This is a genomic window from Micromonospora sp. NPDC048999 (genome assembly GCF_040649295.1).
In the GTDB taxonomy this organism is placed as follows: Bacteria; Actinomycetota; Actinomycetes; order Mycobacteriales; family Micromonosporaceae; genus Micromonospora.
The window spans coordinates 14,033-35,883 of the sequence record NZ_JBEZFI010000032.1 but is presented as its reverse complement, the minus strand read 5'-3'; the positions used below and the strand labels follow the sequence as shown (position 1 = coordinate 35,883).

The window sequence follows — 21,851 nt, the reverse complement described above, 5'->3', positions numbered from 1 at the left end:
CGCGGCCGGCCGGCCCCCTCTCAGGCCCGGGCGAACTCGTCGAGCGCGGCGACCACCCGCTCGCCCACGCCGTGGCCGCTGCCGTGGCCGCCGGACTCGACGATCTCCAGCCGGGCCTGCGGCCAGGCCTGGGTGAGCTGCCAGGCGATGTCGGGCGGGCCGCTGACGTCGAGGCGGCCCTGCACCAGCACGCCCGGGATGCCGGCGAGCTTCCCGGCGTCGCGCAGCAGTTGCCCGTCGGGCAGGAAACCCAGGTTGCTCCAGTAGTGGGTGACCAGCCGGACGAACGCGGCCCGGAACATCGGGTCGGCGTAGCGGGGGCTGGGTGTACCACCGCCGGCGAGGCTGACGTGCACATCCTCCCAGTCGCACCAGTCCCGCTCGGCCCGCTCCCGCACCGCCGGGTCCGGGTCGTTGACCAGCCGGGCGTACGCGGTGGACAGGTCGCCGTCCCGGTCGGCCTCAGGTACGCCGTCACGGAACCGGGCCCACTCGGCGGGGAAGATCCGCCCCATGTCCCGGGTCACCCAGTCGATCTCCCGGCGGGTGTTGGCGACCACGCTGAACAGCACCAGCGCGGTGACCCGCTCCGGGTGCCGCTGGGCGTACGCCAGGGACAGCGAGGAGCCCCAGGAGGCCCCGCACAGCAGCCACCGGTCGATGTCCAGGTGCGCGCGCAGCCGTTCCATGTCGGCCAGCAGGTGCCCGGTGGTGTTGACCGACAGGTCCACCGCCGGATCGCCGGCGTGCGGGGTGCTGCGTTCGCAGCCGCGCTGGTCGAACAGGACGATCCGGTAGGCGGCCGGGTCGAACAGCCGCCGCCAGGACGCGGTGGCGCCGGAGCCGGGGCCGCCGTGCACCACCAGGGCGGGCCGGCCGTCGGGGTTGCCGCAGGTCTCCCAGTACACCCGCTGGCCGTCGCCGACGTCGAGCAGGCCGTGCGCGTACGGCTCGATCGGTGGATACATCGCCGGTTCCCTCCCACACGCCAGATCCAACAGCGCTGTTACATTAGCGGACGTGACCGCCACCCCCGACCGCGAGGCGCTGGGCACCCTGCTGCGCCACGTCCTGGAACTGCTCGACGGCGACGTCGCCGCCGTCTACACCGACCTCGACCTGGCCGACTACCGACCCCGGTACTCACCGCTGGTGCGGGTGCTGGTCGCCGACGGGCCGCTGCCCATCCGCGACCTCGCCGCCCGGGTCGGTGTCACCCACTCCGCCGCCAGCCAGACCGTCGCCCAGATGAGCCACGCCGGCCTGATCACCCTCACCCCCGGCGCCGACGCCCGGCAGCGCATCGTCGCCCTCACCGACCGGGCCCGGGCGCTGCTGCCGGTCATCGAGGCCGAATGGGCCGCCACCACCAGCGCCGTGCGGCAACTCGACGCCGAACTGCCCGTACCCCTCGCGGACGAGCTGTACGCGGTCCTCGCGGCGCTGCGCCGCCGCTCGTTGCGCGACCGGATCGCCGACACCGGCCTGGCCCCCACCAGCGCGCCCTGACCCGCCGCGCATCGGCCAGCCCCGCGGGCTCCCGCGGGTGCGCACGCCGCCGCGGGTAACGTCCGGATAGCCTTCCGGGCATGACTATGCGCCCGATCCGGATCATTGGCGACCCCGTGCTGCGTACCGCCTGCGAGCCGGTGACCAGCTTCGACGCCGACCTGCGCGCGCTCGTGCAGGATCTGATGGACACGCTGCTCGGCGAGCCCGGCCGGGCGGGCGTGGCGGCCCCGCAGATCGGGGTGAGCGCGCAGGTGTTCGTCTACGACGCCGACGGCCACCGCGGACACCTGATCAACCCGACGCTGGAGTTGTCCGAGGAACTCCAGGACGACGACGAGGGTTGCCTGTCCATCCCCGGCCTGTACTTCCCGACGGCCCGGGCGATGCACGCCACCGCACGCGGCCTCGATCAGCACGGCGAGCCGCTGACCATCTCCGGCAGCGGTTTCCTGGCCCGGGCCCTGCAACACGAGACCGACCACCTGCACGGCCGCCTGTACGTCGACACGCTGCGCGGCGACACCCGCCGCCGGGCGCTGCGGGAGATCCGCGCCGGCCGGTTCGACTCGCCCCGCCGGGGGCTGTGACCCCGCCCGACCGGCGGGCGCGTCACGTACGACGGCGCAACGCGCACTCGGTGAAATCGGCGACCCGGGTGAATCCGAGCCGCTCGTAGAGGCGCACGGCGGCGGTGTTGTCCGCCCGGACGTTGAGCGTCACGTGGTCGACGTCGGCGCGCAACCGGGCGCACACCGCGGCCACGGCGGCGCCGGCCCATCCCCGGCCTCGGACCCGGGGATGGGTGGCGACGTTGCCCACCGCGGCCACCCGCCAGGTGGGGGACCAGACGTGCACCCCGGCCACCGCGACGAGGTCGCCGCCGTCCCGGATCCCCACGTACGGGCCGCTGTCCAGCATCCGCGGTTCGAACCAGTTGCCCGGGTACGCGACCGCGTACAGGTCGAGCAGCGCCGGCAGGTCGGCGCGGTCGAGCACCTCCCCGGCGGGGGTGACCCGGGCCAGCCGGTCCGGGTCGGTCAGCGCCATCCGGTGGTACCCGGCGGCGTCGGACACCTCGTACCAGCGGGCCACGGTCACGTCCAGGCCGGGCGACAGGTGCGCCCACAGCCGGGCCGGCAGCACCGGCGCGAGTTCCTCCAGCAGCTCCGCCAGCTCCCCGGTCCGCTCCGGCGCGGTCAACGCGAGCAGGGTCGGCAGCTCGACACCGTGGAACAGCAACGCCACCTGGTCGCCGCGGCGGTACCACGAGGTGTACGGCCAGAAGAAGTCGTCCAGGTCGCCCAGCTGGTACGCGTGCAGCAGCGGGTCCCGGCGCAGCAGCTGCGCCAGGACGGTTCGGTCGTGTTCGGCGCGGACGGGCATCCGTCGATGATCACACGCCGGTGGTCAGCAGCCGCCGGCGCGCCCCGCCTCGGGCAGGTGGTCGTGCGCCCACCGGGCGAGTGCGTCCAGGGCCGGCAGCAGCGCGGAGCCCCGGTCGGTGAGCTGGTAGCTGACTCCCAGTGGCGGCCCCTCCCGCACCGTGCGGGAGACCAGGCCCACCCGGCACAGCTCGCCGAGCCGGTCGGACAGCACCGACTCGCTGATGCCCGGCAGCGCCCGGCCCAGCTCGGCGAAGCCGGCCGGACCGTTGGCGAGGGTGCCCAGCAGCATGCCGTTCCACCGCTTGCCGAGGAACGCGAAGGCCCGGGCGAGGCCCCCGTCGCAGGACCGTGGGGTACGGCTCACTTCCGGCCTGACTGTCACCCCTTCAGGATACGGGGCTACCCTGACAGCCGAGGCACTACTAAAAAGCTAGCTGCTGCCATCTGAGTAGCAGTTAGCCAAGAGCGAGGAACCACATGAACCACCTGATGACCCTGCACCCCGACGCGCAGGCCCTGCTGTTCACCGACGCCCGCACCGCCAACACCTTCACCGACGAACCGGTCACCGACGAGCAACTGCACGCCATCCACGAACTCGCCAAGTACCCACCCACCGCCGCCAACATCCAGCCCCTGCGGGTGCTCTACGTCCGCGACGGCGAACCCCGCCAGCGGCTGCTCACCCACATGAACGACGGCAACCGCGCCAAGACCGCCGCCGCGCCCCTCGTCGCCGTCCTCGCCGCCGACACCGACTTCCACGAACTCATCCCACGGGTCTTCCCGATCCGCCCGCAGATGCGCGACGCCCTCGCCGACGACCCCGCCGGCCGCGAACAGATGGCCCGCTTCAACGCCACCCTGCAAATCGCCTACTGGCTGCTCGCCGTCCGCGCCGCCGGCCTGGCCGCCGGACCGATGGCCGGCTTCGACGCCGCCGGCCTCGACAAGGAATTCTTCGCCGACAGCAACTGGCGATCCCTGCTCGTGGTCAACCTCGGCAAGCCCGGGCCGGACGCCTGGTTCCCGCGCCTGCCCCGCCTCGACTACGACGACGTCGTCCGGCACGCCTGAGCACAACCCGGCCGACCGGCCCGGCCACACCCCGGGCCGGTCAACCGGCCACCCACTGGTCGTAACCCAACTTGCCCACCAACGCCACCACCACGACCAGCAGCACCACCCGCACGAAACCCGCACCGCGACGCAACGCCATCCGCGCACCCAACGCCGCACCCGCGACATTGCACACCGCCATCGCCGCCCCCAGCAGCCACCACACGTGCCCCGTCGCCGCGAACACCACCAGCGCCCCCAGGTTCGTACCCGCGTTGACCACCTTCGCCATCGCCGAACCCTGCACGAAGTCCGCGCCGATCAGCGCGGTGAACGCCAACACCAGGAACGTGCCCGTACCCGGCCCGATCAACCCGTCATACAGGGCGATACCCAAGCCGGCCACCGCCACGGCCACCACCACCCGCGCCGGCGTACGCCGCTGCGGCTGCGACACCACCCCCAGCCGCGGCCGGGTCAACACGAACACCGCCACCCCCACCAGCACCACCAGCACCACCGGCCGGTAGGCCCCCGCCGGCACCGCCCCCGCCAAAGCCGCACCCAGCCCCGCCGTCAGCACCGCCAGCCCCGCCGCCGGCCCCGCCACCGCCCAGTCCAGCTTCGTACGCCGCGCGTACGTCACCGCCGCCGTCGACGTGCCGAAGATCGCCGCCAACTTGTTCGTACCCAACGCGGTGGCCACCGGCACCCCCGGCGCCGCCACCAACAGCGCCGGCAACAACAACAGGCCCCCGCCGCCCACCACCGCGTCCACCCAGCCCGCCATCGCGGCCGCACCCAACAGCGTCGTCAACGACACAAGATCCACAGGCGGCCATTCTTCCCACCGGCACCGCCCCGAACAGCCCCGCTGTGGCCAGACTCACCGCCCCCGGCGCCGCCGCAACCACAACCCCACCGGGGCCACCGCCACGAACACCAGCACCGAACAAACCAACGCCTTCAGCACCCGGCCAGCCTGCCACGCCCACGTAGGGTGAACTCGTGCGCCTGGTCACCTTCAACCTGCTGCACGGCCGGTCCCTCACCGACGGGCTCGTCGACCCCCACCGGCTCACCGCCGCCGTCACCGCACTCGACGCCGACATCCTCGCCCTACAGGAGGTCGACCACGAACAGTCCCGCAGCGGCAACCTCGACCTCACCGCCATCGCCGCCCGCGCCCTGCACGCCCCCGAACACCGCTTCGCCGCCGCCGTCATCGGCACCCCCGGCGAACAGCTCCGCCCCCTCACCCACGACGACGACGGCCACGACCAACCCCGCTACGGCATCGGCCTGATCAGCCGCCACCCCGTCCGCTCCTGGCAGGTCACCCGACTACGCCCCGCCCCGATACGCTCCCCGGTCTACATCCCCGGCCCCGACGGGGGACTGGTGCTGCTACGCGACGAACCCCGCGTCGTCCTCGCCGCCGTCCTGGACACCCCACACGGGCCGCTGACCGTCGCCGCCACCCACCTGTCCTTCGTCCCCGGCTGGAACATCCTGCAACTACGCCGCGTCGTACGCGCCCTGCGCACCCTGCCCGCCCCGCGGATCCTCCTCGGCGACCTCAACCTGCCCGCCGGGCCCGCCGCCCTGCTGTCCCGCTGGCGGCCGCTGGGCCGACGCCCCACCTACCCGGCCGGGCAACCCCGCGTCCAACTCGACCACATCCTCGCCGACCGGCACGGCCTCAACCGGCTGCCACCCGTCACCCACGTCGACACGCCGCTGTCGACCATCTCCGACCACCGGCCCCTCATCGTCGACCTGGCCCCTTCCAACTGACCCTCAGCCACCACACATACCGTCAATGCCCCGCCACGCAGGCGCGACGGCCCGGAAAACACCCCGGCCACCGGCCACCCATGGTGCGATGAGGCAACGAGGGGAGGGCCATGTCGCTGACCGGCCTGCCGCTGCTGCTGCTGGCCGCCGCCACCGCGGTCGCCGCGGTCGTGGCCACCGCCCGCACCTGGCGCCGCCACCGCCGCTGGGCGCCGCTCACCCGGGCCGCCGCCGTCCTGCTCACCGAAACCCTCGCCCTGCTCACCGCCGGCCTCGCCGTCAACCGGGCCGCCGGCTTCTACCCCACCTGGGCGGACCTGCTGCCCGGCGACACCATCCGCCACGACACCGGCCCCGCCCACCCCGGCCACCTCGACCGCTTCATCAGCAGCCGCGCCGCCCACACCGCCGGCGCCCCCGTCAGCTTCACCTGGCACCCACCCCGCTGGACCAGCTGGCCCGTCACCGCCGCCCCCACGGTCGTCGTCCCCGCCGACTACCCGCAACACCCCACCTGGCGCTACCCCGTGGTCGTCCTCGCCGACCCGGCCACCCCCGCCCAGGAGAACAACGCCGCCCACGCCGCCGAGGAGCACGCCGGACCCGCCATCCTCGTCTTCACCCACCTGCGCCCCACCGCCACCCCCGACATCCTCACCGACACCCTGCCCACCGGCCTCACCCGCGACCTGCGCGTCACCACCCACAGCTGGGCGCTCGTCGCCAGCGACCACCTCACCCCGCTCGCCCTGGCCGCCATCCGCGCCACACCCACCCGCTATCCCACCCTCGTCCTGATCAACGACACGGACGATCCCGCCACCGACGCACCCGCCGACCTGCCCACCACCGAAACCGTCGCCGTCACCGGCGGACCCACCCGACCCGGCGACCCGGCCACCCACCTCGACGCCCCACCCGACGACCGACTCACCGCCGCCCTGACCTGGGCCTGCCAGCAGACACCCGCGCCGCTCAGCGCACCCGCCCAGCTGATCCCCGCGCCGCCGCGCCACACCCCCCGCCACCCGTCCCACACCATCCCCCCCGGACGCTGACCAATGGCCCCCGACAGCCTCGCCACCGCCCTGTCCGCCACCACCGCCGCCGCCCTCGCCGCCGTACTGCTCTGCGCCACCTGGGACCGCGCCACCGGCCTACGCCGCGCCGCCCTGCGCGCCGCCACCACCGTCTGCTGCCTCACCACCGCCCTGGCCGCCACCGGCCTGTGGATCAACCACCAGATCGACACCTTCCCGACCTGGTCCGCCCTCGCTGGCCAGAAGACCGGCGCCGACCCGACCCCCGCCACCGGCCACACCGACGGACAACTCGTCACCCTCACCGTCCCCGGCACTGCCAGCGGCCTCACCCTGCCCATCCACGCCTACCTACCCGCCGCCTACCGAGACCAGCCCACCGCACGCTTCCCCGTCATCGAAGCGCTGCACGGCTTCCCCGGCTCACCCTCCGGCTGGCTCAACCGGCTCGCCGCCACCCGCCACCTCGACCAGGAAATCACCGCCGGCCGGATGGCCCCCACCGTCGTACTGTTCCCCCCACAAACCCCCAACCCGCTGCTCGACACCGAATGCACCGACCTCACCGGCGGCCCCAGGACCGAAACCTTCCTCACCGTCGACGTCCCCGCCGCCGCCCAGACCCACCTACGCATACGCGCCGACCGCGCCGGCTGGGGACTGATCGGCTACTCCGCCGGCGGCTACTGCGCCACCAACCTCGCCCTACGCCACCCCGACAAGTACGCCACCGCCGCCAGCCTCTCCGGCTACGCCACCCCCGGCATCACCATCGGCGACGGCACCGAACACACCCTCAACGACGACACCTGGCGACTACGCCACCTGCCCCAACCCGCCATCGCCCTCTACCTCGCCAGCGGCCGCGCCGACCACAAAGCCCACCACGACGCCGAGACCCTCGCCCACCTCGCCCACCCGCCACTGACCGTCACCACCAACTACGCCGACGGGGGCGGCCACAGCATGGCCGTCTGGGAAGCCGCCGAAGCCCCCGCCTTCGACTGGCTCTCCACCTGGCTCGGCCGCCCCCTCCACTGACCCAGCTCAGCCCAACCCGGACGCCCGCCGCGCGACGGTCCACCGCCGACCCCACCCCCAGATGCGCCACCGCCGCCTCGAACACCGGCCGCAACACCCGCTCCCGCCCCGGGGCGTCCGCCGCCAGGATCGCGTGACACCGCGCGTACGACGCCACGATCCAAAACATCGCCTCCCGGTGCGCACCCACCCCGACCAGCTCCGCGCTACCGTCCACCACCGGCCGCCCCGCCGGCGTGATGTCCGCGCCGAACGGAAACCGGGTACGCGCCACCCGCACCGCCTCGTCGAACGTCACCGCCAACCCGACCCGCGTTCGGGCGTACCGGCCAGCACGATTCGCGCCGCCCCGATTCCTTGGCGCTGCCCTCAACCCGGAAGCAGATGCGCCTGCTGAGCCAGGAAAATCACGCTGATCGCGGCGACCACCACGGCGACCACCCAGCCCCCCACCTTGAGACCGACATGAAGCCGGGCCGGGCCGACCAGCCCGGGATTCCCCGCCGCCAGCACCAACAGGACCAGCCCCAGTGGAGTCGCGATACCACCGATCAGACTCGCCAGAAACAGCAGACGGATCGGACCGATACCCGTCAGGGCCAGCGCGACGCCGGCCAGCGTCTGCGCCACGATCACCGCGTAGAAGCGGGGCGCCCGGCGAGGCGTACGGCTCAGCCCACGCGGCCAACCAAAAGCGCTGGCGGTCACGTACCCGCCGCTGGCCGCGATCACCGGCACGGCGATGACCGCGGAGGCCAGCAACCCGCCGGCGAACATCGCACCCGCCAACGGCCCCGCCAACGGCCGAAGCGCCTGCGCGGCCTGCTCAGCCGTCTCGACCTGCTGATGATGCTCGCCGAGGGTCGCACCGCTGGCCACCAGGATGCACCAGAAGACCACCGCGGCCAGACCAGCGCCCACCACCGCGTCGAACTGGCGGAACCGGAGATGCTGCCGGGAACACCGATCCTCGACCTGCCCCACCGTCTGCCACACATACATGTAGCTGGTCAGCGTGGTGCCCAGGATCGCCAACATGCCGGCCACGTGCTCCCGAGTCAACGGCACCCGCGGAACCAGGCTGCCCCACGCCACCGCCCGCCAGTCCGGCCGCGCCAGCACCGCCGCCGCCCCGTACGCCAGCAGCCCCAGCATCACCACCTTCAACACCCGCTCGACCTCGTCGTACTTGCCGAGCAGTAGCAGAACGAGCACCCCGGCGGCGAAAGCGGGAATCAGCCAACGCGACTGACTCCCGATCAGCAGCCCGATCGCCGTCGCCCCGGCAGCCACATCCGCGGCGATCGTCACCACGTTGACCGCCAGAATGGAGACCAGCAACAGGGCACTCACCAGGCGGCCGTACCCGTCATGCACCGCCCGCTGAAGGTCACGCCCGGACAACACGCCCACCCGCGTGGCGAGAACCTGCACCACCACCAGCGCCGGCATTATCAACAAGGTCAGCCACGCCAGCCCGAACATCGTGCTCGCCCCGACCACGACCAACGTCGCCACCGTCGTCGGATCGGTGTCGGCAGCCCCCGACACCAGTCCCGTACCGAGCGACCGGAACCCCAACCGGCCGGAGCCCGCCGACGGCTGCGCCCCGCGCCCGCGACCAGCCCGCGACAGCCGTCGCTCACCCACCGCGATCCCAGTCCACAGCGCCACCCCGGCACAGCCCGACAAGACGGCCGGACCAATCGCCACCGGCCGCTGCCCGATCCTCGAAACCGTCAGTGATCGCGCACTGTCAGAGTGTGACAGTGCGCCGACGGCCGAGGAGCGGGTTCCGGAAAGCATCACCTCGTCAACGAGCCGGCCCCACCAACTCCGCCAACGCCCGATTCGTTCGATTCGACCGCACCGCCGCCCGCTGCTGACCCGCCGTCACCTCGATGTACGTCTGCGACGACGCCAACGACGCATGCCCCAGCAACCGCATGATCTCCGCCGCGTTCGCCCCGTCCTCGGCCAACCGGGTCGCGAACGTGTGCCGCAACGCGTGCAGCCGCGCCCCGCGCGGCACCCGGTCACCGATGCCCGCCCGCCGGTAGCAGGACTCCACCAGATACTGCAGTCCACCCCGGCGCAGCGGCTCACCCCGCCGGTCCACCAGCAACGGCGAGGCCGGCCGCACGCTGCGCGCCCCGAACCGGCGACGACGGCTGTCGAGGTAGCCCAGCAGCACCCGGTCCACCCCCGCCTCGATCGGCACCGTCCGCGGCCGCCCACCCTTGCCGGCCACGTCCACCCGCCGCTCACCGTCGCGCCCGGCCAGCGATGCCACCCGCAGCGCCAGCAACTCGGACAGGCGCAGCCCCGCGCAGAGAGCCAGCGCCAGCACCGCCAGGTCGCGCTCCGGCCACGGGTCGCGCTGCCGGCCCTCCGCGCGGGCGACCGCGGCCAGCAACTCCTCCGGGGTGTCCTCGCCGCGCAGCGGCTTGGGCTGGGGGAGCGGCGCGCGGGGCCGTCCCACCGCCGGCATCGGATTCCCCGGTACGACACCCTCGGCGACCAGGAACGTGAAGTAGCTGTTCCAGGTGGACCAGGCGCGGTGGACGGAGGCGGCGGCGCGCGGGGCGGCGAACCGGGCGAACGCCGCCCGCATGACCCGGGGGGAGAGGGCGGTGATCACCAGTTCGTCGAGGGGGAGGGGAGGGGCGGCGTCCTCGGCCACGAGCTGGGCGACCGTGAGCAGGTCCCGCCGGTACGCCGCGAGGGTGTGGGGGGAGGGCTTGCGAGTGGCCCGGGCGGTCAGGAACTCGTCGATCAACCGCCCTACCAACTCGTCCGGTTCGTCATGCATAAGTCATATTATGCATGATTTTTCGTGTTCGGGCCGGCCGGGCTGAGGGGAGCGGGGGGCGGCGATCCACCGTCGTGTCCAGTGGTCGGTCCTGGCGCGGGCTCGGCTGCGGCCCGCCGAGCCCGACGGCCCGCCCGCCATCCGGCGACCGCCCAGTAGATCTGGCCCGCTCCGATCCCGCCGAACAGGCGGGCCAATAGATACGGCCAGCTTTGCCGGTCCGTAACGGTCGCCTCGACGGCCGTGCTGCCGGCGATCAGGGCCAGCCCCACGATCACCCGTCGGACGGTCGTGCCGGTCGGCGCCGGTTTGACGAGCTCCCGGGCCCGGGGTCGCCGCTGCGCGGGTACGCCCGCCTGCAGGCGCTCGAGCTCGGCGCGGGTGCCGATCGCGTGCCGGCGGTCCGGCTCGGCGGCGTACGTGGCGATCACCGTGGCCACGAAGTCCGGATTCCCGTCCTCGAAGACGACCTCGTCGCGCTCCAGTGTCCATCCGGTCGAGGTGACCAGCTCCGGCCGGGCGTAGGGCAGCTTGAGCTTCCACAACTCGTCGCCGCGGACCGGCCGCTCCGGTGCGACCGCTTCCCAGGGGATGAGCAGAACGCCGGCCATCTTGTCGGCCTCGATCCCGGTGGGCCGCAAGGTCAACCCGGCGCCCCGCCACAGCGCCCGCCACATCCCGGCGAGGATGCCACTGAGCAGCAGCCCAGCGGCAAGACCGACCCATGCCTCGCGACTGAAGGCCAGGCTAAGCCCGGCCAACTGCAGGCAGGACAGGCCGAGAAGGACATTGCTGGCGTACATCGGGGTGCGGAAGCTGCCGTCGCGCTCGTCGACCAGAAACGTCGCCCAGGGCCGTCTGCTGCGCCACCAGACCGGGATCAGGGCCGCGACGAGCAGGATCAGCCCGCTCGCGGCGCAGGCGATGTAGATCGGCACCGGATACCAGATGCTGATGATCAGCTCGGCGCCGAAGACCCCGAGCCCCGCCACGATGACCGCGCGTCTGTCCACCCGGCGACGGTACGGGCGCGTCGGCGGGCACGGTACGACCGACCGGCCCGCGGATGATCATCCGATCTGCTGCCCGCTGCCCGGCAAAGAGAGGGCTCACCTCTCGTCACTTGACATAATGTACATTATCGAATCTGGAATCACTCCGGCGTGCTTGAGATCTCCGGGAGTCCCGTGGGATTGTTGTGCGTCGATGACATGCCGCGCGCGGGGCTGACCGCCGTCCAATGGGGCAACCGGGAACCAATTCCGGTGGACGGCGACAAGCACAGGAGAAGTCCGTCCCTGGTCCGCCCGCCGCGTCGTCGCGAACTACCCGTCACCGGCTGGGCGAATCTCTGTCGTGAAGGAACAGTCATGAGAAACCCCAGCATGTACGAATATCGAGGGGGCGCCGGGCCGGCGCGTCGTGCCCGGCCCGGACGACGTCGCTGGACGTCGCTCGCGGCGAGCCTGCTGCTCGCCACCGGCGCGCTGTCCGGGATCCACCCGCCGAGTGCCGGCGCGGCGACCACCACGGCGACCGTGACCGTGAACGCGCGGGCCGGGCTGGCGACCATGCCGGGCACCGCGCTCGGCGTCAACCACGCCATCTGGGACCAGCAGCTCGGCAGCACTGCGACGTCGGACCTGTTGCGGGCCGCCGGCGTCCAGATGATGCGGTACCCGGGCGGCTCGTACGCCGACATCTACCACTGGCGGGACCACACCGCGCCCGGCGGGTACGTCGCCCCCGGCACCGACTTCGACACCTTCATGGCGGCGGTGCGCCGGGTCGGCGCCCAGCCGATGATCATCGCGAATTACGGCACCGGAACTCCGGCCGAGGCCGCGGAGTGGGTGCGGTACGCCAACCTGACCAAGCGCTACGGCGCCAAGTACTGGACGGTCGGCAACGAGAACTACGGCAACGGCCACTACGGCTCGGACTGGGAGGCTGACAACCACCCCGACAAGAGCGCGACCCAGTACGCGAAGCTGGTCGTGGAGTATGCCGACGCGATGAAGGCGGTCGACCCCACCATCAAGGTCGGCGCGGTGCTGACCATGCCGGCGAACTGGCCGGACGGGCTGACCGCCGGCAGCGATCCGGGCCCGTGGAACCAGACGGTCCTCTCCCTCGCCGGCCCGAAGATCGACTTTGTCGACGTGCACTGGTACCCGGGTGGCAGCGCCGCCGAGTCGCTGGCCCGGACCAGCCACATCAGCGACGCGATGTACCTGCTCCGGCAGCAGCTCAACCGGTACGCCGGGGCGAACGCGGCGCGAATCGGCATCAGCTTCACCGAGTTGAACGTCGACGCCGGCCGAACCACCCAGCCAGGCGCGTTGTTCCTGGCCGACGCGTACAGTGGGCTGCTGGAGAACGGGGCCTTCACGGTCCACTGGTGGAACGTGCACAACGGCATCGGCACGGTGTCGACCGTGGCGGGACAGACCGACTACGACGACTTCGGCCTGCTCTCCAGCGGCGGCTGCACCTCGGACGGGACGGTCTGTGAACCGCCGTTGAACACGCCGTTCGCGCCGTACCACGGGCTGTCCATGATGAACGTCTTCGCCCGGGCCGGTGACCAGTTCATCCGCGCCGGCACCGACCAGCCGCTGGTCACCGCGCACGCCGTCCGGCGGGGCAACGGGGAGCTCGCGGTGCTGCTGGTGAACAAGGACCCGAACAACGCGTATCCGGTCACCATCGACTACGCCGGGTTCACCCCGTCGACCGCTGCGCCGACGGTCTACACGCACACCAACGGCGCCACCTCCATCGCCACCGGCCAGAACGGCACCGCGACCAGCCGTACCCTGCCGCCGTACTCGCTGACCACGCTCGTGGTGCGCCCGGCCGGCGCGGTGACCGGTCAGCCTGGTGCGCCGGGCCAGCCCACCGCGAGCGGCGTGACCGATCGGCGGGCGACCATCTCCTGGCCGGCGGCCGCTGCGGGCGGCAGCCCGATCGCCAAGTACGAGGTGTACCGGCAGAACGGGGCGATCAGCGAGCAGCTCGGCGAGACGACCGGCACCACGTTCACGGTCGGCAACCTCAACTCTGGCAGCAGGTACACGGTGAACGTGTTGACCCGGGACACCGCGGGCCGGGTCTCCTGGGCTTCCCCGCCGCTCACCTTCGCCACGGGCAGCCCGGCCGCGAGCACGTGCGGCGTCCGCTTCACCAACAGCACGGACTGGGGCAACGGCTACATCGGCGCCGTCGACATCATCAACAATGGGGCAAACCCCATCAACGGCTGGACGCTCACCTGGACCTGGCCGACCACCTGGCAGGAAGTGAGCGGCGGCTGGAGCGCCAACTGGGAACAGGTCGGCAACACGGTGAGGGTCACCAGCAACAACGACAGCCGGCAGATCGCCGGTGGTGGGGGTAGCACCAGCGTCGGCTTCGTCGGCGCGTACAGCGGGCCGAACGTCCTGCCCACCGCGTTCACCCTCAACGGCACCCTCTGCACCACCATGTGAGATCACCACTGTCAGCCCTTGCCCGGACCGGCGCCATCGTTCCGGCTCGGCTCGGCGCGCGCGATGAGGCGCTGCGACCAGGCCGAGCCGGAGTGCCGGCAGGACGACGTGTGCAAGTGCCGGTCCTGTACCGGCGCCTGAGACTTCCATCCTCGCTCGGCTCAAGATAGCGAGAAGAGTTGATGCTTCGAAATTCTCACTATCTTGAGCCGGCTTAGGTCAGGGGGGTGCTGCGCTCCCCCAAGGTGCGGCGGGAGCGGCACCCGCTCGTCGTGGCCCTCGGCAAGGACATCGAGGGCGGCTACATGGCGGCCAACCTTGCGAAGATGCCCCACGTGCTGGTGGCAGGGGCAACCGGGGGCCGGGAACAGCAGCTTCCTGAATAGCCTGCTGGTGTCGATCCTGGCCCGGGCCACGCCGGACGAGGTGCGGCTGCTGCTGATCGATCCGAAGCGGGTTGAGCTCACCGGCTACGCGGGCATCCCGCACCTGGTCGCCCCGATCGTCACCAACGCGAATATGGCCGCCGACTCCCTCGAGTGGGTCGTCCGTGAGATGGACATGCGGTACCACGACATGGCCGCTCACCCGTCCCGGTCGCGCCACATCGGATAGAAGGGGGCACCGTCGGGGATGCGGAACGGCTCAGCGGCCCGGTAGCCGTGCCGGGCGTACAGGTCGCGGCTGCGTTCGCTGCTCGCCTCCAGGTACGCCGGCACACCCTCGGCGTCGAGCAGGGCGTGATGGTGCCGCAGCAACGCGGTGCCCAGCCCCCGTCCCTGGCGGTCCGGCGCGACCGCCAGGAACGCCAGATGGTGGTGGTCGACGTGCGGGTGGTGTGCCTCGAACAACTCGTCGAGGTGCTGGAACCGCGGCGTCCACTCGCCGCAGGCGGCGGCGAGCCGGGCGTCGTAGTCGGCCGGCGGCGGGGCCGGCTCGCCGGCCTGCGGGAACCAGACCGCCACCGCCGCCCGGTCGGCGGTGCCGTGCACGATCCCGTGCCGCATCGCGTGGTCGACCAGGATCTCGAAGTTGTCGGCGAGCACCGCCTCCCGCTTCGCCTCGTCCGGCACGAGCCACCGGGTGACGGCCAGGAACCGGAAGGCCTGGGCGATCCGCTCGGCGACCGCCCGGGTGTCCGCCGGGCCCAGCCGCTCGACCGGCACATTGGTCATCGGGGCACCTCCGCGCCAACCGGGGCCACCTCGTCGGGGTCCTGCGGCAGATCGACGACGGCGCTCTGGGCGCCCAGCCCGATCCGGGCGTACACGTCCGGCCGTGAGCGGCGCAGCACCAGCCCCCAGAGCAGCCCGAGGAGCGCCGCAACCGGGTAGACCGTCGGGATCACCCAGCGCAGCGGCGAGTCCGGGGCGACTCCGAGCAGGACGGCGAAGTTGTCCACCGCGACCACGATGACGGCGATCAGCGCGATCGCGGCGAGGGCGGGGGCGATCGCCCGTCGCCACAGCGTCTCCTCGGTACGGGTGCGGGCGAAGAAGGCGATCACCGCCACCGCGGTGGCGGTGATCAGCAGCAGCACGCCGAACCCGCCCCCGGTGCCACACCAGAAGAACAGCTGCACCAGCGGGTCCCAGCCCGCGACCGCGTAGAGGGCGATCACGACCAGGCCGAGGGCGCTCTGCGCCAGCGAGGCGACCCGCGGCGCCCCGGTGAGCGGCGAGGTCCGCCCGAATAGCGCCGGCAGCACCCGCTCCCGGCCGAGCGCGAAGGCGTACCGGGCGGTGGTGTTGTGGAACGAGATCATCGCGGCCAGCAGCGAGGTGAGGAAGAGCGCCTCGCCGATGGCCACCGCGGTGTTGCCGAAGTGCGCGCCGGCGAGACTGAAGATCAGGCCGGTGCTCTGTTCCTGGGATTCCTCGATGATCCGGTCCGGCCCGGTGGCGACGGTCATCGTCCAGGCCGAGAAGGCGTACAGTCCGGCGATGATCGCCACCGACAGGTAGGTGGCCATCGGGACGGTCCGCCTCGGGTCCTTGCTCTCCTCGCTGAACACCACTGCGGACTCGAAGCCGGTGAAGCCGGTCGTGGCCAGCACCAGGACGGCGCCGAATCCCGGGACCAGCAGGTTGCCCGGCGACAGGTTGGCGAAGCTGACCGAGCCGCCGGCCGGGTGGGTGACCTGCCCCAGGTCGAAGACGAGGATCACCGTGATCTCGGCCAGCAGCAGCACGGCGAGCACCAGGGCGTTCACGTCCACCCGCAACACGCCCAGCACCGCGACCAGCGCCCAGGCCACCAGGGCCACCACCCACCAGGCGGGCGATCCGCCGAAGAGCCGGTCCAGCACCGGCTCGGCGGCGGCGCCGATCGCGCCGTAGAGCCCGACCTGCAGCGCGTTGTACGCGATCAGCGCGACCCACGCCGCGCCGACGCCACCGGGTCGGCCGAGCCCACGTGCGATGTACGCGTAGAACGCGCCGGCGTTTGTCAGCCGGCGGGCCATCGCCACGTAGCCGACCGCGAAGAGGGTGAGCACCACCGCGACCGCCAGGAACGCCAGCGGGATGCCGGTGACCCCGGTGACGGCGTATCCCGTGGTGATCAGGCCGGCCACCACGGTCAGCGGAGCGGCGGCGGAAAGGACGAAGAAGATGACCGACGGTACGCCGAGCCGGCCGCGGGCCAGGGCCTCGGAGGCGTTGCTCGGACGTTCGGCCGTGGGTGCAGGAGGCATGGGGGCTGCTCCGATGGGAGGGCGGGATGGGGGCGGGACCCGGAGGTCAGGGGATGCCGCGCAGCACCGCGGCGCCGACGGCGGCCTCGGTGTGCCCGACCAGTTCTTTCAGCGGCGCGGGCAGCGCCGGGATGAGCGCGCTCAGCCGATGGTGGGCCTGCGGTCCGGCGCCGAACAACACCTCGCGGGCCAGCCCGGTGGCGGCGGCCAGACCGAGCAGCAGCGCGTCCGGCGCGGCGATGGGCTCCGGGCGCTCCAGCAACGTCCACAGCCGGGCCGCCGGCCAGGCCGCCGTGTTCGAGTCGACCGGTACGTAGCTGAGGCTGGTCCGCAGCAGCCGGCGGTTCTCCTGGCGGCGCAGCACGCCGGCGCGGGCCAGCTGCTCGCCGACCGCGCTGACCCCGGTCTGAGCCAGGAAGCTGAGCCAGGTGCGGACCGCTCGGTGCTGGGGCTTGCCGATCAACTGGTCCAGCACGGGGTGCGCGAGCGCGTCGTCCGGCGGTCGGCGGTCGACCACGGTGACCAGTCCGGATTCGATGGTGATCCCTCGGAAGAAAAGCAACTCGCCGAGGAGGCCGGCTGGGAGCCCGAGTCCGGTGGCCGTCGGGTGCAGCTTGCCTTTGCCTCGGCCGTCGTTATGGGCCACCAGAAAGAACTCGTCAGCGATGAGCAAACGAGCCTCCTGGCTGGTCCACAAACGATCGATACCGCAAAGAGAATCCACCTCAGGCTCCTGCGGTGCAACTCCCGCTCTCGATGGTTGCACTCCGTACCGGCGCGACCTGCGAATCTTGCCGCGACAGACTCGGAGGGTGACCGCCAGCCCCACGTCGCACGAGCCCCGATCACCCTGCCGGACGGGCGCGCTGCTGTTGTCGCACGCACCGTGACAGATGTGACACTCCCCCTCGTCACGTTCGAGGGTTCGATCTCCGTTGGAGACGAGATCCTTCGATCTGCCTCGGCGCTGCGCTTCTGCGGGCGTGACGAGGTTGAACCTGGTCTTCTCAACCACGGGTTCAACGTCGTTGAGGTCCGTCAGGCCCCTGACCAGTTCGGAAGGAACTTGTCTTCCTCGCCCAGACCGCCAAGGGCTGCGACGACCGCCGATCCTGACTGACTACACGGTGACCTGAGGCAGAGCTGGCGGAAGCTTCGGGCAGCACGATCTGCGGCGACATGGTCCATTCTTCGGTGCCCCTGCGGCCGGTGAACCTGGACGTGCAGCTACGGCCCCGTTGGAGCGGAGTTGATCTGGCGGCCGCCTGCCTCGAAGCATCCCCATTCCGGGGATGCGCATGCGCCTCTCCCCTTGATCGGGATCCGTTGCCGGGTGGCAGTGAGGCGCCTCGTTGGATGCCGAGGGTAATGCTTGCCTTTTGTGGAGGGGTAAGAGCGATATGCCTGTGAGTCATAAATATTCCGCACAGGCATATCGCTTCAAGATGAGGCGCACCTCGCCCACGACAGCCCGGTGTCGCCACATTCCCAGCGGCGGTAGTGGCGGCCTTCCCTACTTCCTGCCACTGCCCACGTAGGTCGCGAGGTGTTCGCCGGTGAGGGTGGAGCGGGCGGCGACGAGGTCGGCGGGTGTGCCTTCGAAGACGATCCGGCCGCCGTCGTGGCCGGCGCCGGGGCCGAGGTCGATGATCCAGTCGGCGTGTGCCATGACCGCCTGGTGGTGTTCGATGACGATGACCGACTTGCCGGAGTCGACGAGTCGGTCGAGCAGGCCGAGTAGTTGCTCGACGTCGGCGAGGTGCAGGCCGGTGGTCGGTTCGTCGAGGATGTAGACGCCGCCCTTGTCGGTCATGCGGGTGGCCAGCTTGAGTCGTTGCCGTTCGCCGCCGGACAGTGTGGTGAGTGGCTGGCCGAGGCTGAGGTAGCCGAGCCCGACGTCGGCGAGGCGGTGGAGGATGGCGTGCGCGGCGGGGGTGCGGGCCTCGCCGGAGCCGAAGAACTCCTCGGCTTCGGTCACCGACATCGCGAGTACCTCGCTGATGTCGCGGCCGCCGAGGTGGTATTCCAGCACCGAGGCCTGGAATCGCTTGCCGTCGCATTCCTCGCAGGTGGTGGCGACGCCGGCCATCATCGCCAGGTCGGTGTAGATGACACCGGCGCCGTTGCAGGTGGGGCAGGCGCCTTCGGAGTTGGCGCTGAACAGGGCGGGCTTGACGCCGTTGGCCTTCGCGAACGCCTTGCGGATCGGGTCGAGCAGCCCGGTGTACGTGGCCGGGTTGCTCCGTCGTGAGCCGCGGATCGGGGTCTGGTCGACCGACACCACCCCGTCGCGCCCGGACACCGAGCCGTGGATCAGGGAACTCTTGCCTGAGCCGGCGACCCCGGTGACGACGACGAGCACGCCGAGTGGGATGTCGAGGTCGACGTCCCGCAGGTTGTGGGTGTTGGCGCCGCGTACTTCCAGCACGCCCGATCGGGTCCGCGGCGACGGTTTCAGGGTGGCTCGGTCGTCCAGGTGCCGGCCGGTCAGGGTGCCGCTGGCGCGTAGTCCGTCGATGGTGCCCTCGAACATCACCTCTCCCCCGGCGGTGCCGGCGCCGGGGCCGAGGTCGACGACGTGGTCGGCGATGGCGATGGTTTCCGGCTTGTGTTCGATGACCAGCACGGTGTTGCCCTTGTCGCGCAGTTGCCGCAGCAGGCGGTTCATTCGCTGGATGTCGTGGGGGTGCAGGCCGATCGTCGGCTCGTCGAAGACGTAGGTGACGTCGGTCAGCGAGGAGCCGAGGTGGCGGATCATCTTGACGCGTTGCGCCTCGCCGCCGGAGAGTGTGCCCGAGGGCCGGTCGAGGCTGAGGTAGCCGAGCCCGATCTCGACGAACGAGTCGAGGGTGTGCTGCAGCGCGGTCAGCAGCGGCGCGACTGAGGGTTCGTTCAGTGCGCGTACCCACGCGGCGAGGTCGCTGATCTGCATCGCGCAGGCGTCGGCGATGTTGATTTCGTTGATCTTCGATGATCGGGCCGCCGCGGACAGGCGGGTGCCGCCGCAGTCGGGGCAGGTGCTGAACGTGACGACCCGTTCCACGAAGGTGCGGATGTGTGGCTGCAGCGCGTCGATGTCCTTGGAGAGCATCGACTTTTGGATTTTCGGGATCAGGCCTTCGTACGTGAGGTTGATGCCCTCGACCTTGATTTTGGTCGGTTCCTTGTAGAGCAGGTCGTTCAGCTCTTTTTTGGTGAATTTGCGGATCGGCTTGTCGGGGTCGAAGAAGCCGCAGCCGGTGAAGATGCGGCCGTACCAGCCGTCCATGCTGTAGCCGGGGATGGTGAGGGCACCCTCGTTGAGCGATTTGCTGTCGTCGTAGAGGGCGGACAGGTCGAAGTCGTTCACTCGGCCCATGCCCTCGCAGCGCGAGCACATGCCACCGGTGATGTTGAAGCTGCGCCGCTCCTTTGTCGTCCTGCCTGCTCGTTCGACGGTGACCGCGCCGGCGCCACTGATCGAGGCGACGTTGAAGGAGAAGGCCTGGGGCGAACCGATGTGCGGTTGCCCGAGTCGGCTGAAGAGGATGCGCAGCATCGCGTTGGCGTCGGTGGCGGTGCCGACGGTGGAGCGGGCGTTGGCGCCCATCCGTTCCTGGTCGACGATGATCGCTGTCGTCAGCCCTTCGAGGACGTCGACCTCGGGCCGGGCCAGCGTCGGCATGAAGCCCTGTACGAAGGCGCTGTAGGTCTCGTTGATCAGCCGCTGCGACTCCGCGGCGATGGTGCCGAACACCAGGGAGCTCTTGCCTGAGCCGGAGACGCCGGTGAACACGGTCAGCCGGCGTTTCGGGATCTCGATGCTGACGTCCTTGAGGTTGTGCTCGCGGGCGCCTTGGACGCGGATCAGGTCGTGGGTGTCGGCACCGTGCGGCGCCGGCGACCGCGGGTCCGTCGTCGTGGCCATCTCTGCGTGTCTCCGTCTCTGTGGGGCGGGGCCGCGTGCGTGACCCCCGTCTTGCGCCGTTTGGTGCGATCTGGTCAGCTTCGAGTGGATTCGGGGTGCCGCGATGCCCCCGGTTGACGCTGGGCCGGACGTCGCGGCGCACCCCAAGGTAGCCGGACATCCGGCCCGGGCGTCAGACCAACCTGCCGTGGCCCGTGGCGGCGCGTCGATGTCGCGGGACGGCTCAGCGCAGTTCCTGGATGCGGATCATGTTGCCGGCGGGATCGCGGAAGGCGCAGTCGCGGACGCCGTACGGCTGCTCGGTCGGTTCCTGGACGACCTCGGCGGCGCTGGCCTGCAGCCGCTCGAAGGTGGCGTCGAGGTCCGGGGTGGCCAGCAGGAGCATGGCGTAGGTGCCCTTGGCCATCATCTCGGCGATGATGCGCCGCTCGTCGTCGGTGAGGCCGGGGTTGACGGACGGCGGGGCCAGGACGATGGACGTGTCGGGCTGATCCGCAGGGCCGACCGTGATCCAGCGGATCTTGCCCTGCCCGACGTCGTTGCGGACCTCGAAGCCGAGGGCGTCGCGGTAGAAGGCCAGCGCGGCCTCCGGATCGTCCTGCGGGAGGAAGCTTGCGTGAATGGTGATGTTCATGCAGGTCAGGCTAGTTGCGGCTCGGTGGGTCGCGCTTCTCGATTCCTGACCGGTCGGGTCACCTGTTTCGCCACGCACGGCGGGATCCCCGAAGTCGTGCGCGTCGCGTGACGGCGGTAGGTGCTGGGCGGCATGCCGACCAGTTCGGTGAAGCGGGTGCTGAAGGTGCCCAGGGAGGAGCAGCCGACGGCGAAACAGACTTCGGTGACGGTGAGGTCGCCACGGCGCAGCAGGGCCATGGCGCGCTCGATGCGCCGGGTCATGAGATAGGCGTACGGTGACTCGCCGTATGCCTGCCGGAACTGGCGGCTGAGGTGCCCGGCGGACATGTTCACGCCGTGGGCGAGGGCCTCGACGTCCAGCGGTTGTGCGTACTCCCGGTCGATCCGGTCGCGGACGCGGCGCAGCCGTGCGAGGTCGCGCAGGTGCTGGGCTTCGGCGGGTCTGCTGCTCACCTGCGAAATCGTGTCATATCAGG

Annotated in this window: 20 protein-coding genes and 1 pseudogene; 8 read left to right on the top strand and 13 right to left on the bottom strand. The window is 71.3% G+C overall.

What is annotated here, in order from left to right:
- Positions 1-20 precede the first annotated feature (20 nt).
- The gene (pip, locus tag AB0C02_RS25345) at positions 21-968 is read right to left on the bottom strand and encodes a prolyl aminopeptidase (protein WP_357551356.1); all 948 of its coding nucleotides are present in this window, start codon (positions 966-968) and stop codon (positions 21-23) included.
- A 52-nt stretch (positions 969-1,020) separates the two neighbouring features.
- On the opposite strand from pip, the gene AB0C02_RS25340 reads away from it, so the two are divergent.
- Positions 1,021-1,509 (top strand): MarR family transcriptional regulator, encoded by a 489-nt coding sequence (locus AB0C02_RS25340; protein WP_357551354.1) that lies wholly within the window; start codon positions 1,021-1,023, stop codon positions 1,507-1,509.
- Between the two features lie 80 nt (positions 1,510-1,589).
- Entirely contained in the window at positions 1,590-2,099 is a 510-nt protein-coding gene (gene def, locus AB0C02_RS25335) for a peptide deformylase (RefSeq protein WP_357551350.1), read from the top strand.
- A 22-nt stretch (positions 2,100-2,121) separates the two neighbouring features.
- On the opposite strand, the gene AB0C02_RS25330 is transcribed toward def, so the two are convergent.
- On the bottom strand, positions 2,122-2,895 hold the full coding sequence (locus tag AB0C02_RS25330) for a GNAT family N-acetyltransferase (RefSeq protein ID WP_357551346.1): 774 nt from the start codon (positions 2,893-2,895) through the stop codon (positions 2,122-2,124).
- Between the two features lie 24 nt (positions 2,896-2,919).
- Complete coding sequence (locus AB0C02_RS25325; protein ID WP_357551343.1) at positions 2,920-3,279, bottom strand: helix-turn-helix domain-containing protein; 360 nt, start codon at positions 3,277-3,279, stop codon at positions 2,920-2,922.
- Between the two features lie 95 nt (positions 3,280-3,374).
- Between AB0C02_RS25325 and AB0C02_RS25320 the strand changes: the two genes are divergently transcribed.
- Positions 3,375-3,974, top strand: coding sequence for a malonic semialdehyde reductase (locus tag AB0C02_RS25320; RefSeq protein ID WP_357551342.1), 600 nt, complete (start codon positions 3,375-3,377; stop codon positions 3,972-3,974).
- 40 nt (positions 3,975-4,014) lie between these two features.
- On the opposite strand, the gene AB0C02_RS25315 is transcribed toward AB0C02_RS25320, so the two are convergent.
- Positions 4,015-4,773, bottom strand: a complete 759-nt coding sequence (locus tag AB0C02_RS25315; RefSeq protein ID WP_357551340.1) for a TSUP family transporter — start codon at positions 4,771-4,773, stop codon at positions 4,015-4,017.
- Between the two features lie 191 nt (positions 4,774-4,964).
- On the opposite strand from AB0C02_RS25315, the gene AB0C02_RS25310 reads away from it, so the two are divergent.
- The 3 genes from AB0C02_RS25310 to AB0C02_RS25300 all read left to right on the top strand — a co-directional run bounded on the left by AB0C02_RS25310 (position 4,965) and on the right by AB0C02_RS25300 (position 7,834).
- The gene (locus AB0C02_RS25310; RefSeq protein ID WP_357551338.1) at positions 4,965-5,753 is read left to right on the top strand and encodes an endonuclease/exonuclease/phosphatase family protein; all 789 of its coding nucleotides are present in this window, start codon (positions 4,965-4,967) and stop codon (positions 5,751-5,753) included.
- A 110-nt stretch (positions 5,754-5,863) separates the two neighbouring features.
- Complete coding sequence (locus tag AB0C02_RS25305; protein ID WP_357551336.1) at positions 5,864-6,811, top strand: hypothetical protein; 948 nt, start codon at positions 5,864-5,866, stop codon at positions 6,809-6,811.
- Positions 6,812-6,814: 3 nt separating this feature from the next.
- Complete coding sequence (locus AB0C02_RS25300) at positions 6,815-7,834, top strand: alpha/beta fold hydrolase (RefSeq protein ID WP_357551331.1); 1,020 nt, start codon at positions 6,815-6,817, stop codon at positions 7,832-7,834.
- 369 nt (positions 7,835-8,203) lie between these two features.
- Here AB0C02_RS25300 and AB0C02_RS25295 read toward each other — a convergent pair whose 3' ends face one another.
- The 3 genes from AB0C02_RS25295 to AB0C02_RS25285 form a co-directional block, all read right to left on the bottom strand.
- Positions 8,204-9,352, bottom strand: a complete 1,149-nt coding sequence (locus AB0C02_RS25295; RefSeq protein ID WP_357551329.1) for a divalent metal cation transporter — start codon at positions 9,350-9,352, stop codon at positions 8,204-8,206.
- A 295-nt stretch (positions 9,353-9,647) separates the two neighbouring features.
- A complete protein-coding gene (locus AB0C02_RS25290) occupies positions 9,648-10,646 on the bottom strand; it encodes a tyrosine-type recombinase/integrase (RefSeq protein WP_357551327.1) in 999 nt (332 codons plus the stop codon).
- An 8-nt stretch (positions 10,647-10,654) separates the two neighbouring features.
- Positions 10,655-11,659: a hypothetical protein gene (locus tag AB0C02_RS25285; RefSeq protein WP_357551323.1), complete on the bottom strand. Its 1,005-nt coding sequence runs from the start codon at positions 11,657-11,659 to the stop codon at positions 10,655-10,657.
- A 372-nt stretch (positions 11,660-12,031) separates the two neighbouring features.
- Between AB0C02_RS25285 and AB0C02_RS25280 the strand changes: the two genes are divergently transcribed.
- Both AB0C02_RS25280 and AB0C02_RS25275 read left to right on the top strand, forming a co-directional pair.
- Entirely contained in the window at positions 12,032-14,137 is a 2,106-nt protein-coding gene (locus tag AB0C02_RS25280; protein WP_357551426.1) for a cellulose binding domain-containing protein, read from the top strand.
- 254 nt (positions 14,138-14,391) lie between these two features.
- Positions 14,392-14,746: pseudogene (locus tag AB0C02_RS25275) on the top strand (FtsK/SpoIIIE domain-containing protein); the annotation flags it as partial.
- Here AB0C02_RS25275 and AB0C02_RS25270 read toward each other — a convergent pair.
- From AB0C02_RS25270 to AB0C02_RS25245, 6 genes are all read right to left on the bottom strand, one after another.
- On the bottom strand, positions 14,722-15,312 hold the full coding sequence (locus tag AB0C02_RS25270) for a GNAT family N-acetyltransferase (protein ID WP_357551321.1): 591 nt from the start codon (positions 15,310-15,312) through the stop codon (positions 14,722-14,724). The pseudogene AB0C02_RS25275 and the gene AB0C02_RS25270 overlap by 25 nt on opposite strands.
- The gene (locus AB0C02_RS25265; RefSeq protein WP_357551319.1) at positions 15,309-16,832 is read right to left on the bottom strand and encodes an APC family permease; all 1,524 of its coding nucleotides are present in this window, start codon (positions 16,830-16,832) and stop codon (positions 15,309-15,311) included. Before AB0C02_RS25265 ends, AB0C02_RS25270 begins: the two co-directional genes overlap by 4 nt.
- Before the next feature lie 46 nt (positions 16,833-16,878).
- Positions 16,879-17,505 carry a GPP34 family phosphoprotein gene (locus tag AB0C02_RS25260; protein ID WP_357551318.1) on the bottom strand — a complete coding sequence of 209 codons (627 nt, stop codon included), beginning with the start codon at positions 17,503-17,505 and terminating at the stop codon, positions 16,879-16,881.
- Between the two features lie 840 nt (positions 17,506-18,345).
- Complete coding sequence (locus AB0C02_RS25255) at positions 18,346-20,739, bottom strand: excinuclease ABC subunit UvrA (protein ID WP_357551316.1); 2,394 nt, start codon at positions 20,737-20,739, stop codon at positions 18,346-18,348.
- Positions 20,740-20,962: 223 nt separating this feature from the next.
- Positions 20,963-21,373: a VOC family protein gene (locus AB0C02_RS25250; RefSeq protein ID WP_357551314.1), complete on the bottom strand. Its 411-nt coding sequence runs from the start codon at positions 21,371-21,373 to the stop codon at positions 20,963-20,965.
- A 5-nt stretch (positions 21,374-21,378) separates the two neighbouring features.
- A complete protein-coding gene (locus AB0C02_RS25245) occupies positions 21,379-21,828 on the bottom strand; it encodes a helix-turn-helix transcriptional regulator (protein ID WP_357551313.1) in 450 nt (149 codons plus the stop codon).
- Positions 21,829-21,851: the final 23 nt, after the last annotated feature.

Coding starts and splice junctions, on each gene's coding strand:
- pip (WP_357551356.1), bottom strand. CDS start 968: ATGTATCCACCGATCGAGCCGTACGCGCACGGCCTGCTCGACGTCGGC.
- def (WP_357551350.1), top strand. CDS start 1,590: ATGACTATGCGCCCGATCCGGATCATTGGCGACCCCGTGCTGCGTACC.
- AB0C02_RS25330 (WP_357551346.1), bottom strand. CDS start 2,895: ATGCCCGTCCGCGCCGAACACGACCGAACCGTCCTGGCGCAGCTGCTG.
- AB0C02_RS25320 (WP_357551342.1), top strand. CDS start 3,375: ATGAACCACCTGATGACCCTGCACCCCGACGCGCAGGCCCTGCTGTTC.
- AB0C02_RS25305 (WP_357551336.1), top strand. CDS start 5,864: ATGTCGCTGACCGGCCTGCCGCTGCTGCTGCTGGCCGCCGCCACCGCG.
- AB0C02_RS25300 (WP_357551331.1), top strand. CDS start 6,815: ATGGCCCCCGACAGCCTCGCCACCGCCCTGTCCGCCACCACCGCCGCC.
- AB0C02_RS25290 (WP_357551327.1), bottom strand. CDS start 10,646: ATGCATGACGAACCGGACGAGTTGGTAGGGCGGTTGATCGACGAGTTC.
- AB0C02_RS25280 (WP_357551426.1), top strand. CDS start 12,032: ATGTACGAATATCGAGGGGGCGCCGGGCCGGCGCGTCGTGCCCGGCCC.
- AB0C02_RS25270 (WP_357551321.1), bottom strand. CDS start 15,312: ATGACCAATGTGCCGGTCGAGCGGCTGGGCCCGGCGGACACCCGGGCG.
- AB0C02_RS25265 (WP_357551319.1), bottom strand. CDS start 16,832: ATGCCTCCTGCACCCACGGCCGAACGTCCGAGCAACGCCTCCGAGGCC.
- AB0C02_RS25255 (WP_357551316.1), bottom strand. CDS start 20,739: ATGGCCACGACGACGGACCCGCGGTCGCCGGCGCCGCACGGTGCCGAC.
- AB0C02_RS25250 (WP_357551314.1), bottom strand. CDS start 21,373: ATGAACATCACCATTCACGCAAGCTTCCTCCCGCAGGACGATCCGGAG.